Below are 2745 nucleotides of genomic sequence, written 5' to 3'. Positions count from 1 at the left end.
CGGTCTGCCGTGCGCCCGATCCCGGCGCGGCGCAGCTCGCCAGCGCATCGGCACATGCGTGCCTCGCTGGCATCGCCGCCGCGCCTGCCACTGCGCGTGATCGAGACCTCGACGGGCCGTGGTCGAGCCGAGCTGGCGCGACGCTTGACCAACAAACCCAGGGTGAATTTCAAGCCCTGCATTCGACACAAGGCAAAGGGGAGGGGGAACGGATTGGTGAGCAACCATAGGAGGCAAAGATGCTCGTCACATTCCGGATCAAAGACCACGAGACAAAGCTCCATTCGAAGCCCGCCGCGATCACCGCGCTCGAGCTGGCAGCGCTGGTCAGGAAGCTACATGACAGCCATGGAACGATCGACGCCGACATCGGCGAGTTCGGCTACGCGCCGCTGAATTTCGAGATCAATGCCAACTCCCTATCGATCGCCGCCTTCTCGGCTTGCTTCGGCTACCGACCTGATGTGATCGCCGTGCTCGATGAAGCACAATTCCTCAGCCGGATGATCCGCATTGAACATGCGCAGAGGGATGAGCCGATCACTATCCGGGTGTCCGCGAACATCAGCTTAGCGCGAGAACTCATGATGGGGGATGAGCTCGCCCAAAAGGTGCTCTTCGCGCTTGGACTCAACAGTCAAACGAAAGGCTCGATCGCGCTGAGCGACCTTCAGGAAGCCCTGCGATCGCCCAAGACCTATGATGCCTTCGTGCGCGCGCATATCGAACCTTTGTTCGACACGCTTTCCTTGATCGCTTTCACCAATTGCGGTGATCAGCTGCCCGTGCTGGAATGGTCACAGTGAGCGCCGCCGCAACGCTGCACACAAACGTGACGATGAAGTGCCCGTCATGCGGGTCCGCCAACGTCGCCAAGGACGCGCTCGCCCACTGGGACGAAACCACCCAGTCATGGGAAATCTGCGGCACCTATGACAACGAGACGTGCCTCGACTGCGAAGCCGAAGGAGACGAATTCCTGCTTCGGGTGCCGGCCGGCACCGGCAAAGCAGCCTCACAGAGCTGTCGATTGTCGTGCAGCGGAGGCGATCAGATCGATAAGGAGCAGAGCGCGCCTCTGCACGATCAGGAGAATTGATTTCGGTCTGCGATAGCCTCCCGCGGGCCGAAGGTAGGGAAGGGCGCCCGGTCTCGTGCCGCGGCGCCCTTTTCTCATGCGCGATGCGTCAGGTCTCTATCGCCTGACAAGCACCGTATAGATCTTCGATTTTCCTCGATGGATGTTGCTCAAGGCCCCCTGTCAATGACCCGTCCACCACCGATGCCATGAGCACCCCGGCGGTGCACGGGTCAATGAAAAATGGACCGACCGTGAAGCCGCAAAGCGGCTTCCGCACCACTCGATCAATTTTTCATCAAGCCTCCGCTTCGCTCCGGTGACTCGCGCACCGCCGGGGCGCTGATTCATGGCATGGCGGACGGGCCGCCAACGACAGGAGGCAGACCATGAGCTACACCACGGAAACCTACGAAGCCGACACCGCGCAGCTTCGCCAAATCGATTGCAACATCATCGCGCTCGACGAAAAAACGCTTGAGGCAGAGCGGCGCTCCTACCACACCTTCTTCGATGTCCACGTCGTCCAGACCGAAGACGGTTACATCCTCGTTGAAGAAGCCGACTACGGCGAGCTGCCGATGCACCTCATCGACCAGATCGTCTATACCGCCACCGGCAAAATGGACGACGAATTCTGACCCGGAGGGCGGTGCCTGGCGCCGCCCTCCAATTGAATCGAAGGAGAAACGAAATGTCAGGAAACCGCTATGCAAAGCACGAGTGGGGGTTCGTGGATTACGAGAGGGTAAACCGCGAGAGCTCGCCGATTGACCTCACCCAATGGAATTTCGACGAAGACGACGGAGTCGTGGTGATCAACGAACTGATCAACGACGAATTCGATAACGAAGCACCCTACACCAAGGTCCACTGGGAAAACGACCAATTGATGATGTCGCTGGAGATACCCGCACTCGCCGCCGGTGGACCGCACGACATCCCAGGGTGGAAGGCGAGCCTATCGCTGCAGCTCATGAACATGGCCGAGGAAAGCACAGAGCACTTGGCCGACATCGTGGCCGAGCTACGAACGATCGCTGACGAACTAGAACGACGTTCCGTTTCGTGAGAACGAAAGAAGCGGCATCAGCCCGCAGATTGCCCCTTGCCTTCGACCATGTCTCGGAGTGCTGAAATAGCAGCCTTGGGCTTCACCTTGATAGCCAATTTGAGTAGCTCGAGGGCGTGATCTGATCCGACCTTTTTCAAGCATCGGTCGAGCTGACGCTGCGCCTCCTCCCGTTCCAGCTCGGCCAGCTTCTGACGACGCTCCTGAAGGTCTCTTTCGGCAGCTTCAAGAGCCAGACGTTCGCGTTCTACCTTCGATACCATTTGACCAATCTCCATGCCTCCAAATGCGCTGCGGTGATGAACCAACCTGCGGCACATTTCGAGGCCTTTTTTTGCCTGATGCTATCGAGCCCTACCGTCGTTCAGTAGAGCTCCGCGCAGAGCGTCAGCCCATGGACTGACCCTCGGCCGCATCAACGGCGGACCCAACGGGGAGGCACTTGCGGCGAACAGCCGCCTTCTCCAGCGGGAATCCCTGAAAGCTCCCAATCACCCCAAGGCGAATCAAGCCGGGCAACAGCTCCAGTCCCTAAATTTTTGCACACCGAATGCGGCGCCCGCTTACCTAAAGTATCTTAAAATCAACAGCATAT

The 2745-nt window shown here is 58.9% G+C and carries 5 protein-coding genes; 4 read left to right on the top strand and 1 reads right to left on the bottom strand.

The window, feature by feature from the left end; all coding sequences use genetic code 11:
- The first annotated feature begins 239 nt into the window (after window positions 1-239).
- The 4 genes from AX708_RS09480 (at window position 240) to AX708_RS09465 (ending at window position 2150) form a co-directional block, all read left to right on the top strand.
- A complete protein-coding gene (locus AX708_RS09480; RefSeq protein WP_067490057.1) occupies window positions 240-806 on the top strand; it encodes a hypothetical protein in 567 nt (188 codons plus the stop codon).
- Window positions 803-1099, top strand: coding sequence for a hypothetical protein (locus AX708_RS09475; RefSeq protein ID WP_067490054.1), 297 nt, complete (start codon window positions 803-805; stop codon window positions 1097-1099). Before AX708_RS09480 ends, AX708_RS09475 begins: the two co-directional genes overlap by 4 nt.
- Window positions 1100-1467: 368 nt before the next feature.
- Window positions 1468-1719, top strand: a complete 252-nt coding sequence (locus AX708_RS09470) for a hypothetical protein (protein WP_233999638.1) — start codon at window positions 1468-1470, stop codon at window positions 1717-1719.
- A 53-nt stretch (window positions 1720-1772) separates the two neighbouring features.
- Window positions 1773-2150 carry a hypothetical protein gene (locus AX708_RS09465; protein WP_067490051.1) on the top strand — a complete coding sequence of 126 codons (378 nt, stop codon included), beginning with the start codon at window positions 1773-1775 and terminating at the stop codon, window positions 2148-2150.
- A 17-nt stretch (window positions 2151-2167) separates the two neighbouring features.
- On the opposite strand, the gene AX708_RS09460 is transcribed toward AX708_RS09465, so the two are convergent.
- Complete coding sequence (locus tag AX708_RS09460; protein WP_156454563.1) at window positions 2168-2413, bottom strand: hypothetical protein; 246 nt, start codon at window positions 2411-2413, stop codon at window positions 2168-2170.
- Between the last annotated feature and the right edge of the window lie 332 nt (window positions 2414-2745).

The sequence above is a fragment of the Erythrobacter sp. CCH5-A1 genome, from assembly GCF_001557115.1.
GTDB lineage: Bacteria > Pseudomonadota > Alphaproteobacteria > Sphingomonadales > Sphingomonadaceae > Erythrobacter.
The sequence above is the reverse complement of the archived record's forward strand: the minus strand, read 5'-3'. Positions and strand labels throughout refer to the sequence as shown.